This window comes from Actinoplanes flavus, from assembly GCF_017592555.1.
Taxonomy (GTDB): domain Bacteria; phylum Actinomycetota; class Actinomycetes; order Mycobacteriales; family Micromonosporaceae; genus Actinoplanes; species Actinoplanes flavus.
Map to the genome: position 1 here is coordinate 100,193 of NZ_JAGFNS010000027.1, position 25,538 is coordinate 125,730.

The window sequence follows — 25,538 nt, forward strand, 5'->3', positions numbered from 1 at the left end:
ACGGATGATCGGATTCACCCTGTGGATGACGGGAGACCGACCAGGTCGAGAATCCGCTGAGCCGGCGAACCGGTGGCCGCGACCAGGTGGAGCGGCGCCTCGTCGTCGTGGTGGCTCCCGGCGACCTGGTGCAGCGCGGACACCCCGGCGCTGGCCAGATGGCTGACCCCGGACAGGTCGACGGTCATCGGCACGGTGCCGCCCCGGCTGCGGCGCAGCAGCTCCTGCCGGACCTGCTGGGCCGACACGGCGTCCACGGGACCGTCCAGGCGGACCCGGGCCTCGTCCCCGCCGGGCAGTTCGGCGATGGTGAGTTCGGTGGCGCGCGGCACGACGACGGCCGCCTCGTCGAAGCGGACCAGCAGCCGGGCCGGGCGGGCCAGCGGATGCCGGACGGTGGCGACGGTGCCGTCGGCGCCCGGCTCGACCCGCAGGCTCCGGACCAGTTGGGCGGTGAGCGCCAGGCCCCGGCCGCGGGTCGGCTGCCGTTGCGGCGCCTGCCAGCCGCCGTGGTCGGTGACGGTGACCTCGACCGTGCCGGCGCGGTCCAGTCCGGCCCGGATCCCGACGACGTCGCGGCGGGGGTCGCCGCCGCACCCGTGCTCGATCGCGTTGGTGGCCAGCTCCCCGACGGCGTGCTGGAGAACGAAGACGTCGTATTCGGCCGCGCCGATCTCGGCCAGCCAGGCGGCCAGCCGGCCGCGGAGGCCGCGCAGCGCCGACGGCGCCGCGGGCAGATCGACCAGCAGTTCCGGTACGGCGGGAACCCGCTGGGCGGCGAGCAACGTGATGTCGTCGGCGTGCCCACCGGTACGGACCAGCAGCTCCAGCGTCTGGGTGCAGACCCGGTCGGCGGCCGTCGCCGAGTCCCGCAGCGCCCGCCCGGCCGCCGCGTCCGCCGCCACGTGCGCCAGTTCGAGGGCACTGTCCAGGGTGCCGTCACGCCCGCTGCCGGGCCGTTCCAGGATCCCGTCGGTGTAGAGCAGCAGCAGGTCGCCCTCGTCGAGCCGTTCGGTGCGGACCGGGAACGTGCCGCCGGTGCCGAGCGGGACACCCCGCGTGCCGGGCAGGTAGCGGGCGTCGCGGCCGGCCGGGATGAGCAGCGGCGCCGGATGGCCGGCCGTGCAGTACGACAGCTCCCCGGTGGCGGTGTCGAGGACGGCCAGGCACACCGTCGCCGCGTACGCCGCCCGCACCCGCACGGCGAACCGGTCCGCCGCGGCCAGCGCCTCCCCGATGCCGGCCCCGGCGTCGAGCCGTTCCTGCAGCACCGCCCGCAGTTGTCCCATCACCCCGGAGGCGGTGACACCGTGCCCCACCACGTCGCCGACCACCAGCGCGACCCGCCCGTCCGGACGGGCCACCACGTCGAACCAGTCGCCGCCGGCCGCCGTGTCCGCGTCGGCGAGCAGATAGCTGGCCGCCACCTGCAATCCCGGCAGCACCGGCAGCCCGGCCGGCAGCAGCTCCCGTTGCAGGGCGTTTATCACGTCCCGGCTCTGCTGGTAGCGGCGGCGCAGCCGGTCCGCCTCGGCCTCGGCGGCCAGCCGGGTACGGGCGAGTTCGGTGACGTCGAACCCGGCCCCGATGACGCCGCGCCGCCTGCCGTCCGGGTCCAGCCACGGCACGATCGTGAAGGTCGCGAACATCTCCAGCACCGACCCGTCGGGCTGCTCGATGTGGGTCCGCCACTGCCGCCCGATGACCGGCTCCCCGGTGCGGTACACCTCGTGATAGGCGTCCACGTACTGCTGGCCGGCCAGGTCGGCGATGACCTCCCGGATCGGGCGGCCCAGGATGTCGCGCCCGGGCAGCACCGCACGGGTCGCCGCGTTGCACGCCACCAGCAGCAGGTCCGGCCCCTCGCACACGGCGACGATGAAGGGCAGCTGATCGACCGCGGCCATCATCGCGTCGAGCTCACCGGCACCCGGTATGTTCACGCTCGTCACCATGCCATCGTGCCGGACCCGCCGCTAGAAGGCGCCGAACGTCACTCGGCCAGGGGCAGATCGATGGTGTGTGCGGTGTGCGACGCCTTGACGCTCAGGTAGCGGACGTTGGCGGCGGACAGGTGCACCCCGGTCGGGATCCGCTGAGTGACGTCGATCCCCAGGTCGGTCAGCTGGCCGGCCTTGTCCGGGTTGTTGCTGAGCAGCCGCACCCGGTCGACACCGAGGGCGAGCAGCATCTGGGCGGCCGCCGTGTAGTCGCGTTCGTCCTCGCCCCGCCCCAGCGCCACGTTCGCCTGGTAGGTGTCGAGGCCGTCGTCCTGGAGCGCGTACGCGTCGAGTTTCGCGTACAGGCCGATGCCCCGGCCCTCCTGGCGCAGGTAGAGCAGGAAACCGCCCTGCTCGGCGATCCGTTCGACGGCCTCGCGCAGCTGCGGGCCGCAGTCGCAGCGCTGGCTGCCGAACACGTCGCCGGTGAGGCACTCGCTGTGCGGCCGGACCAGCGGGGCCCGTCCACCGGCCGCCGACTTGGTCAGGGCCCGTTGCCAGTCGCCGAGGCCGAGCGCGAGATGTTCCTTGCCGTCGTCCAGCCCGTCGAAGGTCATCACCCGGGCGGTCGTCGCGTAACCGTCGGGGAAACGCAGCGGCACGGTGACCTGCCGGCGAATGCTCGCCTTGGCAACCGTCATATGCATGGCCGTGGCCTCGAACATCGGTCCTCCTCGTTGGTTCCCGCCGTGCTCGGCGACGTCAGATGCACTGCCCGGAGATCGGCCCTCGCACACAGCGGATTATGGTGAGGAACAATCCCGGGAGGCGTCATCGGTGGCTGAGCGTCCTTACACCTTGCTGAGCTGTGGCATGTCCATCGACGGTTACGTCGACGACACGACCCAGGAGCGGCTGCTCCTGTCGAACGACGCGGATTTCGACCGGGTCGACGAGGTCCGCGCCCAGTGCGACGCGATCCTGGTCGGCGCCGGCACGATCCGCCAGGACAATCCGCGGCTGCTGGTGCGCTCCGCGACCCGCCGGGCCGAGCGGATCGCCCGCGGGGAAGATCCGGACCCGGTGAAGGTCACCGTAACGGGTAGCTGCCACCTCGACCCGGGTGCGTCGTTCTTCACCACGGGGGCGTCGGCCAAGCTGGTCTACTGCGCCACGTCGACCGTGGACGAGGCCCGCAAGCTGCTGGCCGACCGGGCCACCGTGGTCGACGGCGGCGACCCGGTGGACGTCCGCCGTGTCTCCGCCGACCTCGGCGCGCGCGGGATCCGCCGCCTGATGGTGGAGGGTGGCGGTCACATGCACACCCAGTTCCTGACCGCCGGGCTCGCCGACGAGTTGCAGCTGGTGGTGGCCCCGTTCTTCGTCGGTGACTCGCGGGCGCCGCGGTTCGTCTACGACGGCGACTTCCCGTGGAGTTCCGGCCACCGGGCCACGCTCGCCGAGGTCCGCCCGATGGGTGACGTGGTGCTGCTGCGTTACGCGCTGTCGGAACGGTTCGGCCGGCTCCGAGATCAAGCCGCGACTCCACCGGAGTAGGCGGGGCGCGCCCCCACCCGTACCGGAACTCGCCGGCCACGATCGGCCGGGAGCGGCACGATGACCGGGAGCAGCGCCATGGCCGGCGCCGGACTGACCGCCGGGGCGGCCGGGAGCGCCGGGGTGGCCACCGGCTGTTCGCGGCGGCGCGCCACCAGGCGCAGCAGCAGGATCACCGCGCCGGGCGCCGCCGCCACGAACGCCAGGATGCCGTAGGCCACCGCGATCGTCAGACCCTGCGCCGCGCTCAGCCCGGCCGCGCCGAACGCCCACGCCATGATCCCCTCGCGGGGACCCCAGCCGCCGACGTTGACCGGCAGGCCCATCGCCAGCAGCGCGAGCAGCAGCAGCGGGGCCAGTTCCAGCAGCGACGCCGTGCTGCCCGCGGCCCGGGCCGCCACCATGAACATCGCCAGGTGCCCGGCCAGCGCCGCGGCCGACGCCAGCAGCACCGCGGGCCCGTTGCGCCGCGACAGCAGACCCACGCGGATCTCGGCCATCCCGGTCCGGGCCGCGCCGGCCGCCCGGGAACGCCCGCGCCGCAGCCGCCGCAGACCGGCGACGACCAGCACGCCGGCCAGCGCGACACCCACGCTCACCGCGGCCACCCGCGCCACGTTGCCCTTCATCAGGGTCAAGACCGGCGAGGGTACGGAGACGAGCACCGCCGCACCGACCACCAGCAGCACGACCTGCCCGGCGATCCGTTCCAGGACCACCGCCCGGACGCCGCGGCCCAGGTCACCTTCGTCCCGGCCGTGCCGGACCGCCCGCCCCACGTCGCCGAGGATCCCGCCCGGCAGCGCGGCGTTGAGGAACAGCGCCTGGTAGTAGTCGGCGGTCGCGTCCTTCAACGGCAGCCGCATGCCCAGGGCACGCGCCACCACACACCACCGCCACGCGGTCAGCACCGTGGTGGCCGCGCCGATCCCCAGCGCCGCCACCAGCGCGCCCGTGTCGAGCACGCGCAATCCGTCCAGGAACGCGCCGGTCCCGAACCGCCACAGGACCAGCGCCAGGATCCCGGCGCCGCCCAGCAGTTTCAGCCAGGTCCAGATCGATCGCGTCACGTCCATCGTCCCCTCGTAGCCTTCGAGGACTAGTACGCCCGACCGGCGGCTTAAGGTTCAGCTGAAGATCGCTAAAACATCCTGGTGTCCCACGGACGCGTGCGGTAGCGATGCCAGACGCCGTTCCACGTAGTCGCCGGCCGGCAGATCGGGCCGCTGTTCGAGGGCCGCCGCGACCCAGCCGCGCAGCCATTCGGCGGTCAGCGCGGGCAGCGCCGGCCCCAGCCGCCACGGGCTCGGCCGGACGATCACCCGGGCGCCCGCCTTCTCGAACGCCGCGACCGCCACCTCCGGCGCGTCCGGCCCGAGCAGCCGGCGGCCACCCTCGGCACGCCGCTGGTGCTCGTTGAACGCCGCCTCGAACTCGGCGTCGAGGGGATCGTCGGGCGCGAGCCGCACCTCGCCCGTCACCGACAGCGTGAACAGCGCCGCCACCTTCGCCTCGGCGCACACCGCGGCCAGCCGTTCCACCTCCTCGGCGGTCAGCAGGTCCAGCAGCGCCGAACACGTCACCAGGTCGGTTCCGGCCAGGTCGGCGGCGGTCAGCTCGGTCACGTCCCGGCGCTGGGTGCTGACGGTCACCCCCTCGGGCATGTCCCCGGCGGCCCGCAGCAGCAGCGCCGGGTCCCGGTCCGTCATGATCCAGTGCTGGGGCAGCGGCAGCCGCGGGGACAGCCACCGGCCCAGCGAACCGGTCCCGCAGCCCAGGTCGCGCACCGTCCGTACCGGTCCGGGCAGTTCCCCGATCAGCTCGGCGGCCCGGGCGGCCGCGTCGGCGGGCTCGCGCAGCGCCAGCCAGGCCGCGCTGAAATCGCCCTCGCCGTCGCCGCTGATGGTCGCGGCCCGCTCGTGCGCCGCGACACGCGGCCCGGCCCCGCTGATCGGCCCACCCTCACTGAGCGTCCCGATCTCCCCGGCGGTCCCGATCTCTCCGGCAGTTCCGGTTTCCCAGGCCGTCCCGATCGCCCCGGCAGTCCCGGTTTCCCAGGCGGCCCCGATCTCCCCGGGGGGCCCGGTCTCGCTGAGCGCCCCGCCCTGGTCGAGCGGGCCGGTCTCGCTGAGGGGTCCGATCCCCCCGGCCGTCTCGTCCCCGTGGGGCCTTCCCGTCCCGGTGGGCGGTTCGTCCGCACGGGGCGGGCCGGTCTCGCTCAGCGGGCCGATTCCCCCAGGCGTCCCGCCCTCGCTGGTCGGCCCGGCGCCGCCGGCCGTCCCGCCCTCGCTGCGGCGTTCCGTCCCGGTGGGCGGTTCGCCTTCACGGAGCGGGCCGGTCTCGCTGAACGTGGCGATCTCCTCGGCGGTGTGGTCGGGTAGTGCCGTGCCGGGCGCCGCCGGGTCGTCCCCGGTCTCGATCCTGCCGTGCACTTCCGTCATTTGCTGCCTCCTCGGCGTGGTCGCCCGGTCCGGGCGCGGTCCCGGCTGGCTGTCAGTGCCGTCTCCCGGCCTGGGAGACAGCACTGACAGCCAGCCGGGTGATCCACCAGGCAGGGCCCGTGCGCCTGGGTGGCATCCGCCCGGTTCCAGGTTGTCAGGTTCGCGTGGTGGCGTGGCCGGATGGGGTCAAGGGAGGGCATTCAGCACCTCACGGATGCGGTTCGCGGTCTCGTCCCAGCTGGGCAGGGTCTCGCGGCGGGCGCGGGCCCGCTCGCGCCAGCGGGCCCGCAGCGCGGGGTCGGTGAGCCACTCGCGCAGGGCGCCGGCGAGGGCGTCGCGATCACCCGGCGGGATCAGCCTCCCGGGCCGGCCGCCGCCGGCTTCGCCGAGCGCCTCCGGAACTCCGCCGACGTCCGTCGCCAGCACCGGCAGACCGCGGGCGAGCGCTTCGGTCACCACCATCCCGTACGTCTCCGCGTACGACGGCAGCACGAACAGATCAGCGTCCGCGTAGACGGCGTCCAGCTCGGCCCCGCTCAGCGGTCCGGTGAATCGCACGTCGCCGTCGTGCGGAACCGGCTCGTCCCGCTCCGGTCGGCTGATTCGCCAGGTCCCTTCGGGTGTCTGTTGTTCGTGGGTCGCGGGGTCGAGTTGGGGTGCGGTCGGCGGTCCGGTGAATCGGAGGTCGCTGTCGTGCGGAACCGGCTCGTCTCGCTTCGGTCGGTTGATTTGCCAGCCGTCTTCGGGTGTCTGTTGTTCGTGGGTCGCGGGGTCGAGTTCGGGTGCGGTCGGCGGTCCGGTGAAACGGAGGTCGCTGTCGTGCGGAACCGGCCCGTTCTGTGCCGGCGGGCTGATCCGCCGGTTTTCCCCGGCCGTCGTGCCGGCTTTCCCGGCCGGACCGTCGCCGGGCTTCCTGCGGGGGCTGAGCAGGTCGCCGTTCGCGTCGAGGGTGGCGCTCAGTGCGGCGGGTGGGGTCAGGGTGAGGGTGGCGGGAGTGGGGACCTCGCCCAGGATGCGGCCCGCTCCGGTGATCGTGCAGGTCCACGGGAGGCCGCTGAGGGTCTGGAGGGCCTGGAGCAGCAGGTGGTAGCCCTTGCGCGGGGTCAGCGAGGCGACCATCAGCAGCCGGTGGCCGGTGGGCGACGGGACGGCCGGGGGAGCGGGGTCGACGCCGGGCGGGACGGCGTGGACGCCGGTCAGGTCGTGGAGCTCCTCGACGCGGCGGGCGGCCGGTGTGCTGGTGGCGATGACGGCGGCGGCCAGGTGCAGGGCGCGGCGTTCCCGGGCGCGCAGGTCGGCGGCGGTCTCGGGGGTGAGGCCGGTCTCGTCGCTGAGCGGCAGGTGCACGAGGATCACCAGGCGCAGCCGGCCGGCGTGCGGTTCGAGCAGCTCGGGGACGCCGCAGGCGATCAGGCCGTCGAGTAGGACGGTGGCGCGATCGGGAATCTCCGCCAGGATTTCCGACAGGGCCTGGCGCGCGGCCGGCGCCGGACGGGGGAAATCGCCGGGGACGAGCTTCTCCCGTACCGCCAAAGGGGTTCGATCGTCCGGGACTGACTCTCGCCGTACCGCCGAGGGGGTTTGATCGTCCGGGTCCGGCTCTCGCCGTACCGCTGAAGGGGTTTGATCGCCGAAGGCGGGCGGGGGAGTGCCGGGGAGGGTGAGGCGGCGCAGCACCTCGCGGTCGTAGCGGTTGCCGCCGGACGGCGCCGCCGGGTCGTCGATCGACGCCGGCAGCACCGCGAACAGCGTGTGGATCACCGCAGGGTGCGCTCGTAGGTCGCCCAGGCGATGTGCGACTCGTGCAGGGTGATCGAGATGCCGGTGAGTCCGGACGCGCCGGGGCCGAACTCGCCGGCGTGGATGCGGACGGCCAGCCGGTCGGCGATGACCTTGGCGAGAAACTCGGTGGACGTGTTGACGCCGGTGAACTCCGGATCGTCGTCGAGGTTGCGGTAGCTGAGCCCGTGGCAGACCGTGTGCAGCTGCTCGCTCGCCTTGCCGATGTCCACGACGATGTTGTCGTCGTCCAGGTCGGGGCGGCGGAAGGTGGCGTCGACGACGAAGGTGGCGCCGTGCAGGCGCTGTGCCGGGCCGAAGACCTCGCCGGTGAAGCTGTGCGCGATCATGATGTGGTCGCGGACGGTGACGCTGAACAAGGGCTCAACTCCTCAGGTGCGGTTCGTGAGGTAGTACGGGTACCCGTTCCGGAAAGATCAATTCACCGGATGGTCGATGACGTGACAAAGCGCGGGCAGTGAGCCGTCGGCGATCCGTGGCATCACCTCGGGCAGTTCGGCGAAATCGCTGCGGCCGCTGATCAGGGCGTCGAAGCGCGGGTCTTTGAGCAGGTCGAGGGCGAGGGCCAGGCGCTGCGCGTAGGAGCGGCGGCGGGCCGGGGCGATGCCGCCGACCTGGCTGCTGCGGATGGTCAGGCGGCGGGAGTGGAAGAACTCACCCAGAGGTACGGCGATGCGGCGGTCGCCGTACCAGGAGAGTTCGACGACCGTGCCCTCGGTGGCGAGCAGTTCCAGTGCCGTGGTGAGGCCCTGTTCGGTGGCGCTGGCGTGGATGACGATGTCGCGCTCGGTAGCCGCCTCTTCCGGGTGCGCGAATCCGACGTTCAGCTCGGTTGCTTCTTTTTCCCGATTTTGTACGTCGACGAGCTCGACATCGGTGCCCGGCATCCCGGCCAGCACCGCGGCCACCGACAGGCCGACCATGCCGCCGCCCACCACCGAGATCCGGTCACCGATCTGCGGGGCGGCGTCCCACACCGCGTTCACCGCCGTCTCCACCGTCCCGGTCAGCACGGCCCGTGCCGCGGGCACCCCGTCCGGCACCACGGTCACCGCGGTCGCCGGGACCACGTACCGGGTCTGGTGGGGGTAGAGGCAGAAAACCGTCTTCCCGACGAGTTCCGGCACGCCGGCCTCCACGACTCCCACGTTCAGGTAGCCGTACTTGACCGGCGCCGGGAAGTCGCCACCCTGGAAGGGGGCGCGCATCGACGGCCACTGGCTCTCCGGGACCCGCCCCTGGAACACCAGCGTCTCGGTGCCCCGGCTCACCCCGGAGTGCAGAGTCCGGACGAGCACCTCACCCGGGCCGGGATCGGGCACCCGTTCGGTGCGTATCTCCCCGATCCCCGGGGAAGTCATCCAGAACGCGCGAGCCGTCAAGAGCCTCATCCTTACTTGCCGTTGAACCGGGAGCCTCCGGTCGGTGTGTCCACTGGTTGAACCCTATGTTGTTCAGGAGGAATGGTGACGATCAGTACGACACTGCGGCCGCTGGCCGGGTTTGCCGCGCAGGTTCTGCTGCTCGCCGTACTCGCCGCCACCGTCGGCCTCACCGGGTGGGGATGGCTCGCCGGGCTGGGGTACGGCCTCCTGCTCTGCGGTCTGCTCGGGGCCGGCCTGCGCCGCGCCGGGATGACCGGCCTCGGATGGGCGAACGCGGTCACGTTCGGGCGCGCGATCCTGGCCGGCGGGGTCACCGCCATGGCCGCCGGCTCGGGCGCCCCGGCCTGGCTGGTGGCAGCCGTCGCCGGGGTGGCCCTCGCGATGGACGGGCTGGACGGGCAGATCGCCCGGCGGACCGGCACCACCACACCGCTCGGCGCCCGCTTCGACATGGAGGTCGACTCGGCGCTGGCCCTGGTCCTGAGCGTGTACGTGGCCGTCGGCCAGCACTGGCTCGCCCTGGTCATCGGCCTGGCCCGCTACCTGTTCGGCGCCGCGTCGTGGGCGCTGCCCTGGCTGAACGCACCCCTGCCGCCGCGATTCAGCCGCAAGGTCGTCGCCGCCGAGCAGGGCATCGTGCTGGTGGCCGTGGCGAGCGGGGTGCTGCCGCCGGTGCTCGCGACGGCTGCCCTGGTGGTGTCGGTGGCGTCGCTGGCCTGGTCGTTCGGCGCCGACGTGCTCTGGCTGCACCGGGCGTCCCGGGTCCGGGAGCAGGCCCGCAGCCGCTGGTCCGGCGCACGGGAGCACGCCCTCGCCCGCTGAGATCCCTCGTCCGGGCGAGGCGGTCGGTCCCCGGGTGGGTTCGCCGGGCGCCGGCACCGTCCACGATGTCCCGACGGGTGCGAACGAGGCGGTGCGGGCCGGTGGGCGCCGTGGCGGCAGCCGGCGCAGACGGTCACCGGGAGCGTCGTCCTCGGCGACGTGGGCCAGGTGGCGAACGTCGGCGGCAGCTGGTCAGCGGACCGTGAGGACCACGGCGCGGCCGTCCACGTTGAGGACGTGACCGTCACCCAGGGTGGCCAGCGGCTCGCGCCAGTGCACGTGACCGCAGACGGTGAGGGCCGGGCCGCCACGCTCCAGCGCCCTACGCAGCTCCGGGTTGCCGCGCTGCTCCGCGACCGGCCCGGCCGGACCCTCGTGCAGCAGCAGCACGTCCGGCGGCGGGGCGGCCACCGCGGCCCGGACGGCGGCCACGAAGTCCTCCGGGGTGCGGCGCCTCGGACGGGCCGGGTCGCCGGCGATGCCGCTCACCCCGGCGACGGTCAGGCCGCCGAACACCCGGCGGCCGCCGTCGAGCAGGGCCACCTCCGGTCCGTACGCGCCGACCTCGGCCGCGGTCACGTCGTCGTGGTTGCCGGCCACGCCGTACACCATCGGGCAGCCGGCCGCCGCGAACGCCAGCCACACCTCGGACACCGGCCCGGACGCGCCGCGCAGATCGGCGCCGGGCGCCGAGTACAGGTCGCCGGCGAGCAGCACGCCCACCCGCTCCGGCGGTGGCAGCAGGCCGTCGGCGGCCCAGCGGCTCAGCCGGTCGGCGAGCGCCACGCCGAGCAGTCCGGTCCGCCCGGTGAGCGGCGACGGCGCCACGCCCTGGAGATCCCCGGCGACCAGTACGGCGTCACAGCCGTCCGGCAGCGCGTCCACCCGGCGGCGCTCGACGGCGAGCGGGAGACTCTCGGTGCCGCCGCCGCGGGCCGCCGACCGGTACGGAATCGTGTCCACCGGTTCCGGCGGTGTGCCGAGCAAACGCAACATCGGGTGCCTGCCTAGGACCAAGGGAACCCTAGTGTTGCATTCCGGTGAAATTCCTCTATGCCTCGCAGCCGGGGCCCGCGGCCCTTCCCCCGATGATCCGGTACCGCGAGATGTCCCCGCTCACGTAGTCCCGGAGCTGTCGTACCGAGGTGGGCTCGACCCCGTTGTTCATCAGGTAACCCACGATCGCCGTCTCCACGGTCCGGCAGGTGGCCTGGTCGGCGACGACCTGGGCACGTGCCTCCAGCTTCGCCGGGTTCAGCGCAACGTAAGAAGCACCGCCGATACTCACCGTAAGGACGCTGGTCATCGCAAGTTCGATCAAACGCACTGACGCAGGCTAGCCATGATCACTCACCGTAGGTAAGTGGGCCTTTCGGCCGAGATCAACAACCCTCTGTCACGGTACGGGTGGGCGAATGAATCGACGTGAGCCGTCCTCCGGGTGCTACCTTGATTACTCGGAGCAACGGTTTGATTGCGCTGGAGGATCCCATGCGTCGTGCCGCTGTCGTTCTCGCCCTCGTCCTCGCCGGTCTCTGGGTCGCCTCGCCCGCCCAGGCGTTCGCGCACACCGCTGTGCACAACCCGGCCATGCACGCCCTGCTCGACGGGCTCACCCTGCTGGTCGCCACGGCGCCGGTGTGGACCGCCCTCCTCTGGGCCGGTGACCGCCGCTGGCTGCTCGCCGCCCTGATCGGCGTGGTCCAGATCCCGGTCGCGATCATCGGCTTCACGCCGATCGCGAACCCCTGGCTGCACCTGTCCCTGTTCGCCCTCGCGCTCGGCCTGACCGCGGTGTCGCTGCGGGTGGTACGCGGACAGGCACGGTCCGCCGCCGCCGTCACGACAATCCACTGACAGGCCGCCTCGGCCGCCGCGGCGTCCTCGCGCCGCGGCGGCCTCTGGCGAATGATCGGTCCCGTTGTTGCCGCAGCGGGATCTCCGCAGGCGCCGGTCCTGCGCCCGCGCCGTTCCCTCCACCGGGTCATCGGGTCTCGGCCGGTGCCTGTCCCGCTCCCGCTCCCGCTCCTCGGCCAGCGTTCTCGCCGGTTCCGCTCCGGGCGTTCGAGCAGCGTTCTTGCCGGTCCGGGCTTTGGGTGTTCTCGCTGGTTCTGCTCCGGGCGTTTGAGTGGCGTTCTCGCCGGTGCCCTTCGGGCGCTTGATCGGTGCTCTTGCCGCCTCTGCGGCCGAGACCTTGAGCAGCGTCCCCGCCGGTTTCGCCCGGGCGTTCTCGCCGCCCTCGCTTCGGCCTTGGGCGGTGTCTCGGTCGGTCTCGCTTCCGGCGGTGAGCGGTGTTCTTGCTGCTCGCTGTCGGTCTTCGACCATTCCCTGCCGGCGCCCGTCCCGATCTCTGCCTCGACGGCCGGGCGGGTGGCACGGCGGATGTCGACCGTGCGATGCGGGCGTTGCGGAAGCCTCTCAGCCGGCACGTCATCCGATGTGATGTCGGCGTAACGTGGTCGTCAGTGAGGCTGGCCACAATGAATTCGTGGTGACGGAGACGATGATGCCGGTCAACGGCATCCACGTGTGCGTGGAGACCTTCGGCGAGCCTACCGACGCCCCGCTGCTGCTCCTGGCCGGGGATGCCAGTCCGATGGACTGGTGGGACGACGAGTTCTGCCGTCGGCTCGCGGCCGGCGGCCGGTTCGTGATCCGCTACGACCACCGGGACACCGGCCGGTCCACCTCCTACCCAGCCGGTGCGGTCGCCTACTCCGGCGCCGACCTCATGGACGACGCCGTCGGCGTGCTCGACGCGCTTCGAGTGCCGGCCGCGCATCTGGTCGGCTTCTCGCTCGGCGGCGCGCTCGCGCAGCGCATCGCGGTCCATCACCCCGAGCGGGTGCTGTCGCTCACCCTCATGGCGACCAGCGCCGGCGGTGCGGGAACGGAGACCGCGCCGGTCACCGTGGGCGGTCCGGTCACGGTCGTCGCGGGCACGGTCACAGCCGGCATCCGTACGGTGGAAGCCGCCCCGATCACCGACGACACCGACTGGTCGAACCGGAAGGCCGCGGTCGCCCGCATGATCGCCGAGGTGCGCGACCACGGTGGCCCGTTCACCCCCGAGGAGCCGCAGCTGCGCCGCCTGGCCGAGCGCATCTTCGACCGTTCCGCGGACCTGGCCGCCACCCGCCTCAACCATCGCCTCGCCGGTTACGGCCCCCCGATCCGCGACCTGCTCGGCGCCATCGAAACCCGAACCGTGGTCCTGCACGGCACCCTCGACCGCCGCTTCCCGGCCGAACACCCGCAGGAGCTGGCCCGCTGCATCCCCAACGCCCGCCTGGTGTGGCTGGAGGGCGTAGGCCACGAGTTCCCACCCCGGGCCGTCTGGGACCAGGTCCTCCACGAGATCCTCCACTGACGTCCTCCCGCCCGTTCCGGTCGATGGGGCCCGCCGACGGGGCGGGTGCGAGATCGACGTTCGGTCGGTTCGAGAAGATGGCCGTCGCCCGCAGCACCAGCGTCTTCTCGCCAACCCAGAGCCGCAGTCGTGATCCGGACCGCGACAGCGGTATTGATCGGCTGTGCGAGCATCGCCGCGTGCGAGTGTTCGAGGGCGTTGGGCGGGATCGGGTCGGGTGGTTCGCCGCCGTTCCGCTCGGGGTCCTGGCCGCCGGGGCGATGGCCGCCCATCCGGTGCTGCCCGGCGGAAGCCTGCTGCCGACCTTTCTGCCCTGGCTGGGCCTGAGCGTCCTGCCGATCCTCGCCCTGGCCGCGTGGCGCCGGTCCAGGATCGCGCTGGTCGCAACGCTGCTTCCGCTGACAGCCTGGCTCGCCCTCTTCGGCGGTCACCTCATCCCGGCCCGGGAGCCCGCGCCCGATCTGGTCGTCGTGCAACACAATGTCAGCGACGAGAACCCCGACGTGCCCGGCACCGTCCGCACCCTGCTGGAAGCCGGGCCCGACCTGGTAGCCCTGGAGGAGGTCACGCCGGAGGCGCTGCCCGCCTACCGGGCCGCATTCCCGCCTGCCTACTCCCATCACAGCCTCCACGGCACGGTCGCGCTCTGGTCCCGGCACCCGCTGAGCGAAGCGGCCGCGCTCGACATCCGCCCGGCAACCCTCGGCGCCGACTGGAACCGCGGCTTGCGCGCCGTCGCCCGAACCCCGCACGGGGACATCGCCGTCTACGTCGTCCATCTGCCCTCGGTGCGGCCCGGCCCGACCGGCCTCGACGCGGAACGCCGCGACGACAGCGCCCGCCGGCTCGCCGCAGCCCTCGCCGCCGAGCCGCTGGACCGGGTGATCCTCCTCGGCGATCTGAACGCCACCACGAAGGACCGTGGCCTCGAACCGGTCACCTCCCTTCTCGGCACCGCCGAGTCGGATTTCGCCTTCAGCTGGCCGGCCGCCTTCCCGGTCGCACGCATCGATCAGGTTCTGGCCCGCTCGCTGACGGTCACCTCAGTCCGGACGCTCCCCAGAACCGGCAGCGACCACCTACCGATTGCCGCGCACCTCCACCGCTGACCCACCGCTGGAGGCCCTCCTTCAATGTGGTCGGTCGACGGCACGGAGGGTGAGGCCGGCGGCGACCGCGCCCGTGCCGGTGGCCAGATAGACGGCCAGGAAGCCGAGACCGCTCAGCAGCGGTGCGCCGGCCACGGCGGTCAGCAGGAGCGCTGCGACGGCCGGGGCGGTGACCAGGAACCAGGCGACGGCCTTCTGCACCGGGGTCCAGCGTGGGGAGACGGTGGCGATCAGCAGCGCGGCCGCCTGGCTGATCAACGGGAGCAGGAGCGGGCCGGCGATCAGCAGGCGCACGGCGACGCGTTCGGAGCCACCGGCGCCGGGCAGGGCGGCCGGGATCGCCGGCTGTGGGACCGGCAGGCGCAGGTGGGTGGGGGTGCCGCTGCGGCGCACGGCCGCGACCAGCTCGTCGGGCGGGCCGAGGCGGCCGAGTGCCTGGGCCGGGTTTCCGGCGAGGTCGCGGCGCATCGCGATGTAGCCGGACACGGTGCCCATCAGGTCGTCGCGGGTCTCCGGCGGAAGGTCGCCGCTCGCCGCCCACAGAGCCGCCAGATAGTCGAGGACTAGCGCGTCGTCGGGAGTTGCCGGTGCCGTCGTCATGGCCTGAGCCTCGCGGATTCGCGCGGCGCGCACATCGGCCCACAGTGGTAACCGGATGGCCCGAAGTCATACCTGAGTCCTACCTACCGTGGTTCGATGTGGCAGGCGCCGGGATCCGGCAGCATGGGGTCATGCGACTGGTCTCCCTTCTCCCTTCCGCGACCGAGATCGTCTATGCCCTGGGGCTCGGCGACGATCTGGTCGGGGTGACGTTCGAGTGCGACGAGCCGGCGTCCGCGCGGCAGACGAAGGCGGTCGTGGTCGGCGGGCGGGACACCCGCGGCATGACGCCCGCGGAGATCGACGACTACGTGCGGGTGCGGATGGCGTCCGGCGACGACCTCTACACACTGCACGCGGACGCGCTGGCCGGGCTGGATCCGGAGCTGATCCTGACCCAGGACCTGTGCCGCGTCTGCGCACTGCCGTCGGGGCACGTCGATCAGGCGCTGAGCCATCTGGGCTGCCGGTCGGAGGTGCTGTCGCTGGACCCGTATTCGCTGGAGGAGGTTCTCGGCACCTTCACCGAGGTGGCGCGCGCGGCGGGCGTAGCGGCAAGGGGTGTCGAGCTGGTCGGCGCCCTGCGGGAGAGGCTGCGCGGGGTGAGTGACGCGGTGGCCGGGAGGCGGCGGCCGAGGGTCGCGGTGGTGGAGTGGGTGGATCCGCCGTTCACGGCAGGGCACTGGGTGCCCGACATGGTGATCGCGGCCGGCGGCGAGCCGGTGGCGGCGCGGGCCGGGAAGCGGTCGGTGCAGGTGTCGTGGGCCGAGCTGGCCGCGCCCGAGCCGGAGATCGTGCTGGTCACGCCATGCGGCTATCACCTGGACGGTGCCGCCCGGCAGGCCGAGGCGGTGATCGAGCACTTCCCGAAGGCCGCGGTGTGGGCGATCGACGGCGACGGGCTGGTGGTCCGGCCAGGGCCGCGCCTGGTCGACGGCGTCGAGGCGATCGCCGCGATCCTGCATCCGGAGGCGGTCCCGGCGCCTGGCGAAGGAGCGATCCGCCGGGTCAGCTGACCCGGGGCGCATCGGCGACTGGGCGGGCGTCCTACGATCGTGGTGAACCACCGGACATGACGGAAACGGGTGACGATGGAGACGTTGGAGTTCCAGGCCGAGGCGCGCCAGCTACTGCAGCTGATGGTCCATTCGATCTACTCGAACAAGGACATCTTCCTGCGCGAGCTGATCTCGAATGCGTCGGACGCGCTGGACAAGCTGCGCCTGGCCAAGTTGCAGGACGGCCTCGAGGCGGACACCTCCGACCTGCACATCGAGATCGAGGTCGATCCGGAGTCGCGGACGCTGACCGTGCGGGACAACGGGATCGGCATGACCCGCGACGAGGTCGTCGAGCTGATCGGCACGATCGCCAAATCGGGGACCGCCGAGCTGCTGACCAAGCTCAAGGAGGCGAAGGAGAGCCCCGAGCTGATCGGCCAGTTCGGTGTCGGCTTCTATTCGACCTTCATGGTCGCCGACAAGGTCACGCTGGTGACCCGGAAGGCCGGCACCGAGGGCCACGGCACGCGCTGGGAGTCGGCGGGCGAGGGCACGTTCACGATCGACGACGCGCCGGACGCGCCGGTCGGCACCACGATCACGCTGCACCTGCGTCCCAAGGACGAGGACGACGCGCTCTACGACTACACCGATGAGTGGAAGATCAAGGAGATCGTCAAGCGGTACTCGGACTTCATCTCGTTCCCGATCCGCAAGGGCGACGAGACGCTCAACTCGATGAAGGCGCTGTGGGCCCGGCCGCGCAGCGAGGTCACCGACGAGGAGTACCACCAGTTCTACCGGCACATCAGCCACGACTGGACCGACCCGCTCGAGATCATCAACATGAAGGCGGAGGGCACCTTCGAGTACGAGGCCCTGCTCTTCATCCCGGCGCGGGCCCCGCACGACCTGTTCCAGCGGGATGCCCGCCGTGGCCTCCAGCTGTATGTCAAGCGCGTCTTCATCATGGACGACAGCAAGGAGCTGATCCCGGACTACCTGCGCTTCGTCAAGGGCGTGGTGGACGCGGCCGACCTCTCGCTGAACATCTCCCGCGAGATTCTGCAGCAGGACCGGCACATCCAGATGATCCGGCGCCGCCTGGTCAAGAAGGTCCTCTCCACGATCAAGGACCTGATGTCGAGCAGCCCGGAGAAGTACGCGACGTTCTGGCGCGAGTTCGGCCGGGCCGTCAAGGAGGGTCTGCTCGCCGAGCCGGACAACCACAAGCCGATCCTGGAGATCGCGTCGTTCGCCACCACCCACGGCAGTGAGCCGACCACGCTCGCCGCCTACGTGGAGCGGATGAAGGAGGGTCAGGAAGAGATCTACTTCCTGACCGGCGAGAGCCGCTCCCAGGTGGAGAACTCGCCGCACATGGAGGCCTTCCAGGCGGAGGGCTACGAGGTGCTGATCCTCACCGACCCGGTCGACGAGGTGTGGGTCGATGTGGTGCCCGAGTTCGACGGCAAGAAGCTGCGGTCCATCGCCCGGGGCACCGTCGACCTCAAGAAGGACGAGGAGGAGAAGCAGCCGGAGGGCGACTTCGGGCCGCTGCTCGGGTTCCTCACCGAGAAGCTGGACGAGCGGGTCAAGGAGGTGCGCCTGTCGCATCGGCTCACCACCTCGGCGGCCTGCCTGGTCAGCGACGCCGACGACATCACCCCGGCGCTGGAGAAGATGTACCGCGCGATGGGCCAGGAGGGGCCGCGGGTGAAGCGGATCCTCGAGCTCAACCCGGATCATCCGCTGGTCGCCGGGCTGCGGTCGGCGCATGAGCGCAAGGCCGACGACCCGGCCCTGCCGGACACCGCCGAGCTGCTGTACGGGACGGCGCTGCTGGCCGAAGGCGGCGACCTGGACGACCCGGCCAGGTTCGCCAAGCTGCTCGCCGACCGGCTCGCGCAGACGGTCTGAGGGAGTCCCGCCCGCCGGACCGATCCGGCGGGCGGGACAGCCCCGGTCACAAAAGGCCGGTCATGGGGCTGGGGCGGCCTCGGTCAGAGGAGAGGCCGGTCATGGGGCCGGCGGGGCAACCCCGGTCAAGAGAGGCCGGTCATGGGGCTGGCGGGGCAGCCCCGGTCAGGGCAGGTGGGACAGCCAGGCGCGGGGGCCGGCGTGAGCTACGCGGGTGGCGGCCACGCGTACGGCGTACTCGATGGCGGTTTGAAGGTCGTCGCTCCGGGTGAGGGCGACGGCGAGCGCGCCGTGGAAGGCGTCGCCGGCGCCGGAGGTGTCGACCGCGGTGACCCGCGGCACCGGAACGGCTCCCGATGAGCCCGCGCTGAACCAGTTGACCGGTGCGTCACCATGGGTGATCGCCACGTGTGGCGCGGCGACGGCGGCCGCGATCGCCGCGTCGCCCGGGCCGGCCGCCGCCGGATGGCGGAAGTCGCCGGAGCAGGCCACCAGCTCGGCGTGCGGGAAGACGTCGGCGAAGACCGGGCGCCAGCTTCCGGCGTCAACCAGCAGGCGCCGCGCCGACCGCGCCGCGGCCACCGCCAGCGCGGGATGATGTCCGTCGACCAGCGTCAGGTCCGCGTCCGGCAGACCGCTTTCCGGTACGGCCACCGTGCGCGTCCCGGCGTTGCGGCTGACGATCGTCCGCTCCCCGGTCGCGTCGAGAACCGTGACGGCGGAGACGGGCGGCGGCTGTTCCGCATCGGGCGACGCGTCGATCAGGGTCACCCGGTGCGCGGCCAGGTCAGCCCGTATCAGGTCACCGAGCGGGTGCGTGCCGACTGCGGTGACCAGCGTGACGTCGGCCCCGAGGGCGGCCGCGGTGACCGCCGCGTTGGCCGCCGGCCCGCCCGCCGCCACGTCCATCGACGTGGACTGCACCTTCTCGTCGACGCCCGGCATCCGTGCGACCCGCTGCACGAGGTCGACCGTGGCCAGGCCGACGCACAGGATGCGCACGTCAGTCGTTGGTCAACTCGACGAAGAATGTACCGATGTTGGTGAAGATGTCGGCTATGCCCTGCCCGATGCTGCGGGCCACGTCGGCGGCTCCGGCCGGGTCGGTGCCGATCCAGAAGACGAGCAGGAACAGCAGGATCCAGCCCAGAATTTTCTTCATCGGAGCCCCTCCGCCGCCTGGTGCAACGCCGTCCAAGATCGTGACACAGTCTCGCAACCGCGCGCAGGTCGGCGCGCCCATCGCCGACCAAAGTGGCATGCACTTGTTTTTGAGAGCTACTGTCATTTCATGCCCGCTACCGTTTTCGCGAGGCGCTGGTACGCGCTGATCGCCCTCGCCCTCTGCACCCTCGCCATCGGTCTCGACAGCACGGTGCTCAGCGTCGCGCTGCCCACCCTGGCCCAGGATCTCGGCGCCACCACCGCCGACCTCCAGTGGTTCACCACCTCCTACCTGCTGGTTCTCGCCGCCGCGCTGCTTCCGGCCGGCATGCTCGGCGACCGGTACGGCCGCAGACGTCTCCTCCTGATCGCCCTCGTGCTGTTCGGGACCGCGTCCGTCGCCTGCGCGTACGCCCAGACCACCGGCCAGCTCATCGCCGCCCGGGCCGCCCTCGGCCTCGGCTCCGCGGTGATCATGGCGTTGATGGGTGCCGTCCTCACCGTGCTGTTCGACGACGAGGAGCGGCCCCGCGCCCTCTCCGTCTGGGTCACCGCCAACGCTCTCGGCGTACCGCTCGGGCCGTTGCTCGGCGGCTGGCTGCTCGACAACTTCCACTGGGGCTCGGTCTTCCTGATCAACCTGCCGCTGGTGGTGCTCGGGCTGATCGCCGTGGCCACCCTCGTCCCGGAGTCGCATGGCGACCGGCGGCGCCGCTTCGACTGGCTCGGTGTGCTGCTGTCGGCGTCCGGGCTCGTCGCTCTCACGTACGGGATCATCGAAGCCGGGGAACGCGGCTGGAGCGACCCGCGCGCCCTGGTCACCATCGCCTTCGGCGTGTTCGCGCTCGGCGCGCTGGTGTTCTGGCAGCGGCGCGCCGCGGCCCCGCTGATCGACCTGGAGCTGTTCCGGAACCGCGCGTTCACCGGCGGCACGATCCTCGCCACGCTCGCCGGCTTCGCGTTCTTCGGTCTGCTGTTCGCGCTGCCGCAGATGTTCCAGGCGGTCGGAGGTCACGACGCGCTCGGGGTCGGGCTGCGGCTGCTCCCGATCATCGGCGGCCTGCTCGTCGGCGCCCGGCTCGCCGACAGACTCGCCGCCCGGATCGGCGCCCGCGCCCTGATCGCCGCCGGCCTCGCCGTGATCGCCGTGGCGCTGGCGACCGGGGCCGTGCTCGACTACACCCTGTTCGGCGCGTGGATCACCGCGGCCGGCGTCGGCCTCGGCCTGTCCATGCCGCCGGCCATGAACGCCGCCCTCGGCGCGCTCACCCCGGAGCGCAGCGGCGTCGGCAACGCCATGGTCCAGTCGCTGCGGCAGGTCGGCAGCGCGATCGGCGTGGCGGTGCTCGGCATGGCGATGAACACCACCTACCGCGACGCGCTGCCGGTCACCGCCCCGGACGAGGTCCGCGACAGTGTGGCGGCCGGGGTCGCGGTCGCCGGCCGGCTCGGCGATCCGGCGCTGCTCGGCGCCGTGCGGGACGCCTTCACCGACGGGACGGCGGTCGCCCTGCTCGTCGCGGCCGGGGTGGCGGCGGTGGGGGTGGTGCTCGCGCTGATCCTGCTTCCGGCACGGACGAAGCCGGCGAAGGTGCTGGCAGAATCCGGGGTATGACGAACGGCCTCCGTGAACGCAAGAAGGCGAAGACCCGGGCCGCGATCCGCGAGCACGCTTTGCGGTTGTTCGAGGAGCAGGGGTACGCGGCGACCACCGTGGACCAGATCGCCGACGCGGCCGAGGTCTCGCCCAGCACCTTCTTCCGGTACTTCCCGAGCAAGGAGGACGTCGTCCTGGTCGACGACGTGGACGCCGTGGTGGTCGGCGCGATCCGTGCGCAGCCCGCCGGGATCGCGCCGGTCACGGTCATCCGGCGGGCCATACGGGAGGCGTTCGACAACCTGAGCCCGGAACAGTGGGAGCTGGAGCGGCGCCGGCAGCGGCTCGTGCTCGCTGTGCCCGAGCTGCGGGTCCGGGTGCTGCACCAGATGACCGAGGCCATCGACCTGGTGGCCGAGGCGATCGCGGAACGCGCCGGGCTCCCGGCCGACGACTTCTCCGCCCGGGTCGTCGCGGGCGCCGCCATCGGGGCGATGCTGGCGGTGCTCCCGACGGCCTACTACGCCGACGGGGTGCGGCCGGGCGACTTCGACCGCGTGGAGCAGGCCCTCACCCTGCTGGAGAACGGTCTCCCCCTGGGCTGACCGCCATGGCTTGCATCGGTTGACTTGAATGGGTCGCGTTGCTGTCGCCGACCCGTGAGGTTGCCCATGCGCCGCATCACCGTACCGATCGCCCTGCTCGCCCTGCTCGGATCCGCCGTCCCGGCGGCGGCCGCGCAGGCCGCGCCACCACCGTCCATCGCCTGGACCGCCTGCGACCCGGCCGAGGAGGTCCCGGAAGGCGTTCTCTGCGCGACCCTCGAAGTCCCGGTCGACTGGTCGCGGCCCGGCGGGCCCACCATCGAACTGGCGCTGGCCAAACGGCCCGCCACCGACCCGTCCCGGCGGATCGGATCGCTGCTGATCAACCCGGGCGGGCCGGGCGGATCCGGCGTCGACTTCGCCTACTTCTCCGGCTCGGCGTTCTCCCCGGCTGTCACCGACCGTTTCGACATCGTCGGCTTCGACCCGCGCGGGCAGGCCCGCAGCCACGTCGTGAACTGCGACAGCGACCTGATCGGCGCCCAGTACACCCAGCTCTATCCGGACAACCGAGCCGAGTACGCCGATTTGCGCGCCACCAACCGCGCCCTCGCCCTGAGCTGCCGGGAGCTGAGTGGGCCGCTGGTGACATACGTCGACACCGCGAGTGTGGCCCGCGACATGGACGCCATCCGCGCCGGGCTCGGCGAGAAGAGGATCAGCTACTACGGCGTCTCCTACGGCACCATGATCGGCCAGCAATACGCCGAACTGTTCCCGTCCCGGATCCGCGCCCTGGCGCTGGACTCGAACATGGACCACGCGCAGAACATCGCGGGCTACCAGAAATGGGAGTCGCTCGCGATGGAGGGCTCGTTCCGGCAGTTCACCTCCTGGTGCGACCGGACCGAGGCGTGCGCGCTGCACGAACGCGGGGCCCTCGCCTACTTCGATGAGCTGTACGCCCGGGCCGAAGCCGGCGAGCTGAACCCGGACGGCCAGCCGCTGCCGCCGGAGGACCTGGTCAACATCGTCTTCGGTTACATGTACAACCCCAACTCCTGGTTCGAACTCGCCGACACCCTGCTCTATCTGGGCCAGGGAGACGGCGGCCAGACGGGCCGCGGCGAGCCCGTGCCGAACGGCTACCTGCCGGTGATGTGCTCCGACTTCCACTTCGACGTCGGCGCCTACCCGGTGCTGCGGGCCATCGAACAGGCACAGAACCGGCTCGCGCCGCACACCCGCCTGAACCCGTTGGCCTGGTCGGATCTGGCCAGCTGCCAGAACTGGCCCTGGAAGGTCACCAACCCGCCGCACCGGCTGCGGGCGTCGGCCGAACTGCCGCCGATCCTGCTGGCCAACAGCCGGTGGGACGTCGCCACCCCGTACGAGTGGGGCACCAGCCTGGCGAGCCAGCTGCCGAGCGCCAGATTCCTGACCTACGACGGTGTCGGGCACGGCACCTACTGGCGTAGCGACTGTGCCCGGGCGGCGATCGACACGTACCTGGTCGAGCTGCGCACCCCGGCGAAGGGCACGCACTGCCCGGCGGTCTTCCCGTCGTCGCCGGTCAGCGCGCAGGCCGTGCCGACGGTGGTCGATCCGCTGCCCCAGCTGACCGGCCCGTTCCGGAGATGACCATGGCGTAGAGGGATCCACGGCCCGCGGACCTTCGCGGGCCGTGGATTGAAACAGGTTTCGATGGGGTAGAGCCGCCCCATGACGACCATCGCCGCTGATGCCATCACCGACGCCGGGACCACGCAGCTCGTTCTCGCCGCGGTGCTCGGCATCGCGGCCGTCGTCCTGCTGATCGCCTGGGCGAAATGGCATCCGTTCCTGGCCCTGATCTCCGGCGCCGGCGTCCTCGGCCTGGCCGCGGGCGCCGCGCCGGAGGCGGTCGTCGACTCGTTCACCGCCGGGCTCGGCACCACGGCCGGCGGCGTCGGCGTGCTCATCGCGCTCGGCTCGATGATCGGCGCGCTGCTGGCCGAATCCGGGGGCGCCGACGGCATCGTGACCCGAATCGTCAACGGCGTCTCCGGGGCCGCGCTGCCGTGGGCCATGGCCGGTGTCGCCGCGCTCATCGGGCTACCGCTGTTCTTCGAGGTCGGCGTCGTGCTCCTGGTGCCGATCGTGCTGCTCGTCGCACGGCGTACCGATGTCGGCCTGCTCCGCCTCGGCATCCCGGCCCTGGCCGGACTGTCGGTGCTGCACGGACTCGTGCCACCGCACCCCGGACCGCTGGTCGCCATCGAGAGCCTCCAGGCCGACCTGGGACTCACCCTGCTGCTCGGCCTGATCTGCGCCATCCCCACGGTGATCGTCGCCGGCCCGGTCTTCGGCAACTTCATCGCCAAACGGGTCCCGCTGCCGGTGCCCGCGCTGCTCGCCACTCCCGACCGCCCCGCCGCCGGCCCGTCGGGCGGGCAGGACTTCGTCGACCGCGGCGATCTCGCCAACCCGAGCGCTCCCGGCGAACTCGTCGACGATCAGATCGGACCACGCCGTAACCCCGGATTCTGGGCCGCGATCGTGACCGTCCTGCTGCCGGTCGTGCTGATGCTGGCCCGCGGCATCGCCGAACTGCTCCTCACCGAGGGATCCGCCCTGCGCGACGCCCTCGAGGTCCTCGGCGAGCCGATCGTCGCCCTGCTCGCCGGTGTGTTCGTCGCGATGTACGCCCTTGGCAAACGGGCCGGCTTCAACCGGAAAGAGACATCCGCGGTGGTCGGCGGCGCTCTTCCGCCGATCGCCGGGATCCTGCTGATCGTCGCGGCGGGCGGCGGCTTCAAGCAGGTCCTGGTGGACGCCGGGGTCGGCAACGTGATCGCCGACGCGGCCCGCGACGCCGACATCAACGCCCTGCTGCTCGGCTTCCTGGTGGCCGTCGGCATCCGGGTCGCCACCGGTTCCGCCACGGTCGCCACGATCACCGCGGCCGGCATCGTCGCTCCCCTCGCCACCACCCTCGACCGCACCGACGTCTCGCTGCTCGCCCTCGCGATCGGTGCCGGCTCGCTCTTCTTCTCGCACGTCAACGACGCCGGCTTCTGGATGGTCAAGGAGTACTTCGGCATGACCGTCGGCCAGACCATCAAGACCTGGTCGGTCATGGAGACGATCATCTCGGTGGTCGGTTTCGCGTGCGTCATGCTGCTGTCGCTGCTTCTTTGAAGACCATTTCCCGGTACGCCTACCCGAACCCGCCACAGCAGACCCCGCGAGGCGCTGCAACTCCCGACCATGCCGCGCCCGCCGGGCGTGAGCGGGGTGGTCAGGCCCGATCCGTTCCGCGGGCGGCCGTGCGCGGTGCCCGACCTCGCCCGGCCGGCCGTGGGAGCCGCCTCGGCGCTCGAAACAGCTTCCACAGCCAGCCGGTTCTGGTGGGCTGGTTCTAAGTGTTGTGTGAGCGGTGCTGGGGCGGCTCTTGCGGCCGGCCGGTTTTGGCCGGCTGGTTCTCGGTGCTGTGTCGAGGGTGCTGGGGCGGCTCTCGCGGCCGGCCGGTTTTGGTTGGCTGGTGCTCAGTGCTGATTCAACGGTGCTGATGACCAGCTGGACGGGATCCGGCGCGCATTGCGGTGTTCAAGTTGTGGATCCGTGGCGATATGCGGGCGCTACTTTCGCAAGATCATCACTATGATCAGCGGCCATGGGAAGCACCTATCAGACCGTGCTGGCCACCGGCGACCTGGACGGCGTCCGTAGAGCGCTGGCCGAGTCCCGGCAGAAGGCCGTGATCATTCCGGTGGCCGAGCGGCGCTGGGCGGTGATCCCTCGCGGCGAGAGCGGCTACGCCGAGACCGCGACCCTGGCCCGGCTCATGAGTCTGCGCGCCGGTGAATACGCGGCCCGGTTCGAGATGTACGACTCCGACGCACTGCTCGTGGAGATCCTGCACCGCGGGGCGACCGTCCACGACTACGTCTCCGAGCAGCGGTTCGTCATCGAGGACTGGGATGACGACGACAACGAGATCCTGGTCGACCTGCGTGGCAACGTCTACCACGATCTGGAGGACGTGCCGCGCGGGCCGTATGGCGCCGACCCGTCGGCATTCGTTCCGCTCGGCGTCGGCACTGTTGACCTGGCCTCACTCGACGATGCCCTACGTGGTCCACAGTTGAGGGCCGAGTCGCAACATCATGACGCGATGCATGCTCTCAATGTTGATCCTCGTCCACTGCAGATGACATATGAACAGGCCCGCAAGTCACGTCTCGGCGTCTGAGCGGCCGCCCGGCCCGAGCGGCGGATACGGCAGGTGAGGCGGCGCGGCGCCGG

General features: G+C 71.9%; 23 protein-coding genes and 1 pseudogene. 12 read left to right on the forward strand and 12 right to left on the reverse strand.

The genetic code is table 11. The features are described 5' to 3' along the window. Window positions 1–14: 14 nt before the first annotated feature. The gene (locus J5X75_RS32865) at window positions 15–1,943 is read right to left on the reverse strand and encodes a SpoIIE family protein phosphatase (RefSeq protein ID WP_307798404.1); all 1,929 of its coding nucleotides are present in this window, start codon (window positions 1,941–1,943) and stop codon (window positions 15–17) included. Between the two features lie 50 nt (window positions 1,944–1,993). Next, window positions 1,994–2,647, reverse strand: a complete 654-nt coding sequence (locus J5X75_RS32870) for a GTP cyclohydrolase II (RefSeq protein WP_208471543.1) — start codon at window positions 2,645–2,647, stop codon at window positions 1,994–1,996. Between the two features lie 130 nt (window positions 2,648–2,777). Here J5X75_RS32870 and J5X75_RS32875 point away from each other — a divergent pair, with 130 nt between their 5' ends. After that, a complete protein-coding gene (locus J5X75_RS32875; protein ID WP_208471510.1) occupies window positions 2,778–3,497 on the forward strand; it encodes a RibD family protein in 720 nt (239 codons plus the stop codon). Here the strand turns inward: J5X75_RS32875 and J5X75_RS32880 are convergent. The 5 genes and pseudogenes from J5X75_RS32880 to J5X75_RS32900 form a co-directional block, all read right to left on the reverse strand. Then, window positions 3,473–4,573, reverse strand: coding sequence for a lysylphosphatidylglycerol synthase transmembrane domain-containing protein (locus tag J5X75_RS32880; RefSeq protein WP_208471511.1), 1,101 nt, complete (start codon window positions 4,571–4,573; stop codon window positions 3,473–3,475). The genes J5X75_RS32875 and J5X75_RS32880 overlap by 25 nt on opposite strands. A gap of 51 nt (window positions 4,574–4,624) precedes the next feature. Beyond that, window positions 4,625–5,401, reverse strand: a complete 777-nt coding sequence (locus tag J5X75_RS32885; RefSeq protein WP_208471544.1) for a class I SAM-dependent methyltransferase — start codon at window positions 5,399–5,401, stop codon at window positions 4,625–4,627. A gap of 723 nt (window positions 5,402–6,124) precedes the next feature. Then, window positions 6,125–6,496: pseudogene (locus J5X75_RS44830) on the reverse strand (glycosyltransferase family 4 protein); the annotation flags it as partial. Window positions 6,497–7,695: 1,199 nt separating this feature from the next. Next, window positions 7,696–8,097, reverse strand: a complete 402-nt coding sequence (locus tag J5X75_RS32895; RefSeq protein WP_208471512.1) for a 6-pyruvoyl trahydropterin synthase family protein — start codon at window positions 8,095–8,097, stop codon at window positions 7,696–7,698. A gap of 57 nt (window positions 8,098–8,154) precedes the next feature. Beyond that, on the reverse strand, window positions 8,155–9,129 hold the full coding sequence (locus J5X75_RS32900) for a zinc-dependent alcohol dehydrogenase (protein ID WP_208471513.1): 975 nt from the start codon (window positions 9,127–9,129) through the stop codon (window positions 8,155–8,157). A 72-nt stretch (window positions 9,130–9,201) separates the two neighbouring features. On the opposite strand from J5X75_RS32900, the gene J5X75_RS32905 reads away from it, so the two are divergent. Next, on the forward strand, window positions 9,202–9,945 hold the full coding sequence (locus J5X75_RS32905) for a CDP-alcohol phosphatidyltransferase family protein (protein ID WP_208471514.1): 744 nt from the start codon (window positions 9,202–9,204) through the stop codon (window positions 9,943–9,945). 192 nt (window positions 9,946–10,137) lie between these two features. On the opposite strand, the gene J5X75_RS32910 is transcribed toward J5X75_RS32905, so the two are convergent. After that, the gene (locus J5X75_RS32910) at window positions 10,138–10,941 is read right to left on the reverse strand and encodes a metallophosphoesterase family protein (protein WP_238490361.1); all 804 of its coding nucleotides are present in this window, start codon (window positions 10,939–10,941) and stop codon (window positions 10,138–10,140) included. Between the two features lie 55 nt (window positions 10,942–10,996). Next, complete coding sequence (locus J5X75_RS32915) at window positions 10,997–11,251, reverse strand: hypothetical protein (protein WP_238490363.1); 255 nt, start codon at window positions 11,249–11,251, stop codon at window positions 10,997–10,999. Between the two features lie 185 nt (window positions 11,252–11,436). Here J5X75_RS32915 and J5X75_RS32920 point away from each other — a divergent pair, with 185 nt between their 5' ends. From J5X75_RS32920 to J5X75_RS32930, 3 genes are all read left to right on the forward strand, one after another. Next, window positions 11,437–11,802 (forward strand): hypothetical protein, encoded by a 366-nt coding sequence (locus tag J5X75_RS32920; protein WP_208471516.1) that lies wholly within the window; start codon window positions 11,437–11,439, stop codon window positions 11,800–11,802. 631 nt (window positions 11,803–12,433) lie between these two features. Then, entirely contained in the window at window positions 12,434–13,315 is an 882-nt protein-coding gene (locus J5X75_RS32925) for an alpha/beta fold hydrolase (RefSeq protein WP_307798407.1), read from the forward strand. Window positions 13,316–13,494: 179 nt separating this feature from the next. After that, the gene (locus J5X75_RS32930) at window positions 13,495–14,424 is read left to right on the forward strand and encodes an endonuclease/exonuclease/phosphatase family protein (RefSeq protein WP_307798409.1); all 930 of its coding nucleotides are present in this window, start codon (window positions 13,495–13,497) and stop codon (window positions 14,422–14,424) included. A gap of 21 nt (window positions 14,425–14,445) precedes the next feature. Here J5X75_RS32930 and J5X75_RS32935 read toward each other — a convergent pair whose 3' ends face one another. Further along, a complete protein-coding gene (locus J5X75_RS32935; protein WP_208471517.1) occupies window positions 14,446–15,024 on the reverse strand; it encodes an HAAS signaling domain-containing protein in 579 nt (192 codons plus the stop codon). A gap of 131 nt (window positions 15,025–15,155) precedes the next feature. Between J5X75_RS32935 and J5X75_RS32940 the strand changes: the two genes are divergently transcribed. Together J5X75_RS32940 and htpG are read left to right on the forward strand one after the other, a co-directional pair. Further along, a complete protein-coding gene (locus J5X75_RS32940) occupies window positions 15,156–16,040 on the forward strand; it encodes an ABC transporter substrate-binding protein (protein ID WP_208471518.1) in 885 nt (294 codons plus the stop codon). Window positions 16,041–16,109: 69 nt separating this feature from the next. Continuing rightward, the gene (gene htpG / locus J5X75_RS32945) at window positions 16,110–17,945 is read left to right on the forward strand and encodes a molecular chaperone HtpG (protein WP_208471519.1); all 1,836 of its coding nucleotides are present in this window, start codon (window positions 16,110–16,112) and stop codon (window positions 17,943–17,945) included. A 165-nt stretch (window positions 17,946–18,110) separates the two neighbouring features. On the opposite strand, the gene J5X75_RS32950 is transcribed toward htpG, so the two are convergent. Together J5X75_RS32950 and J5X75_RS32955 are read right to left on the reverse strand one after the other, a co-directional pair. Beyond that, window positions 18,111–18,947: a PfkB family carbohydrate kinase gene (locus J5X75_RS32950; RefSeq protein ID WP_208471520.1), complete on the reverse strand. Its 837-nt coding sequence runs from the start codon at window positions 18,945–18,947 to the stop codon at window positions 18,111–18,113. A gap of 1 nt (window position 18,948) precedes the next feature. Then, window positions 18,949–19,107 (reverse strand): hypothetical protein, encoded by a 159-nt coding sequence (locus tag J5X75_RS32955; RefSeq protein ID WP_208471521.1) that lies wholly within the window; start codon window positions 19,105–19,107, stop codon window positions 18,949–18,951. A 129-nt stretch (window positions 19,108–19,236) separates the two neighbouring features. On the opposite strand from J5X75_RS32955, the gene J5X75_RS32960 reads away from it, so the two are divergent. From J5X75_RS32960 to J5X75_RS32980, 5 genes are all read left to right on the forward strand, one after another. After that, on the forward strand, window positions 19,237–20,724 hold the full coding sequence (locus tag J5X75_RS32960; protein WP_208471522.1) for a DHA2 family efflux MFS transporter permease subunit: 1,488 nt from the start codon (window positions 19,237–19,239) through the stop codon (window positions 20,722–20,724). Then, window positions 20,721–21,311, forward strand: coding sequence for an acyl-CoA-like ligand-binding transcription factor (locus J5X75_RS32965; RefSeq protein WP_208471523.1), 591 nt, complete (start codon window positions 20,721–20,723; stop codon window positions 21,309–21,311). The genes J5X75_RS32960 and J5X75_RS32965 overlap by 4 nt, the downstream gene beginning before the upstream one ends. A gap of 66 nt (window positions 21,312–21,377) precedes the next feature. After that, window positions 21,378–22,892 (forward strand): alpha/beta hydrolase, encoded by a 1,515-nt coding sequence (locus J5X75_RS32970; RefSeq protein ID WP_208471524.1) that lies wholly within the window; start codon window positions 21,378–21,380, stop codon window positions 22,890–22,892. An 81-nt stretch (window positions 22,893–22,973) separates the two neighbouring features. Continuing rightward, a complete protein-coding gene (locus J5X75_RS32975) occupies window positions 22,974–24,431 on the forward strand; it encodes a GntP family permease (protein WP_208471525.1) in 1,458 nt (485 codons plus the stop codon). 475 nt (window positions 24,432–24,906) lie between these two features. After that, window positions 24,907–25,485, forward strand: coding sequence for a hypothetical protein (locus J5X75_RS32980; protein WP_208471526.1), 579 nt, complete (start codon window positions 24,907–24,909; stop codon window positions 25,483–25,485). The last annotated feature ends 53 nt before the right edge of the window (window positions 25,486–25,538 follow it).